The sequence below is a fragment of the Thalassotalea sp. G20_0 genome, assembly GCF_017744175.1.
In the GTDB taxonomy this organism is placed as follows: domain Bacteria; phylum Pseudomonadota; class Gammaproteobacteria; order Pseudomonadales; family Endozoicomonadaceae; genus Endozoicomonas.
Genome location: NZ_JAGHQV010000528.1, coordinates 1 through 527, shown reverse-complemented (window position 1 = coordinate 527; position 527 = coordinate 1). Strand labels below are relative to the sequence as shown.

1 protein-coding gene is annotated in these 527 nt (G+C 56.0%); it reads right to left on the bottom strand.

Annotation, left to right across the window (positions count from 1 at the left end):
- On the bottom strand, positions 1-527 hold a 527-nt coding region (locus J7438_RS27395), incomplete at both ends, for a DUF1601 domain-containing protein (protein ID WP_209279162.1).

Genomic DNA, 527 nt, shown 5'->3' with positions numbered 1-527 from the left:
TCCAACCCGTTATCCACCAGTTTCGCCACGGCCCACAGCAGGTTCGCGACTTCCTGTGGCTTGAAGTGGTCTTTCTCTTCTTTTGATTCGGCTTTGGTTTTCACCCAGGGCAACAGCGCGGCCACGGCCTCTTTCAGCTTCGGTGTCTTCTCCAACTCCAGCCCGTTGTCCACCAGTTTCGCTACCGCCCACAGCAGGTTGGCGATGTCCTGTGGGTTGAAGTCGTCTTTCCCATCTTTTGATCCGGCCTTGGTTTTCACCTGGGACAGTAGCGCAGCCAAGGCCTCTTTGAGCTTCGGTGTCTTCTCCAACTCAGGCCCTTTGTCCACCAATTTCGCCACGGCCCACAGCAGGTTGGCGATATGCTGGGCATTAAAGTGGTCTTTCTCTGCTTTTGATTCGGCCTTGGTTTTCACCTGGGACAGTAGCGCAGCCAAGGCCTCTTTGAGCTTCGGTGTCTTCTCCAACTCAGGCCCTTTGTCCACCAATTTCGCCACGGCCCACAGCAGGTTGGCGATATGCTGGGC